This is a genomic window from Bradyrhizobium sp. Leo170 (assembly GCF_004296405.1).
GTDB lineage: Bacteria > Pseudomonadota > Alphaproteobacteria > Rhizobiales > Xanthobacteraceae > Bradyrhizobium.
On record NZ_PSRR01000927.1, the window covers coordinates 1 to 317 of the forward strand.

The following is a 317-nucleotide window of genomic DNA, read 5'->3' on the forward strand; positions in this document are numbered from 1 at the left end:
GGCGATCCGCCGCACCTTCGGTTCGGCCGCTGCGATCCAGCGCTGCCAGATCCACAAGGCCCGCAACATTATGGAACGCTTGCCGAAACAGCATCATGCGGCCACCCGTCGGGTGCTGCGCCAGGCCTGGGAGCTCGATGACGCCGACAAGGCTGAAAAATTGATCCGCAATCTCGCGCGTCGACTCGACCAGCAATGGCCCGGCGTAGCGGCCAGCATCCTCGAAGGCCTCGACGAAATCCTGACCGTCGTCCGGTTGAAGCTGCCGAAGGAGCTTCGTCGATCGCTCGCCTGTACCAACATCGCCGAGAACATGA

1 protein-coding gene is annotated in these 317 nt (G+C 62.8%); it reads left to right on the top strand.

All coding sequences use genetic code 11. The annotated features are described in order from the left end of the window. The coding region (locus CWO89_RS45395; RefSeq protein WP_207234743.1) for a transposase at positions 1-317 on the top strand (317 nt) is incomplete at both ends.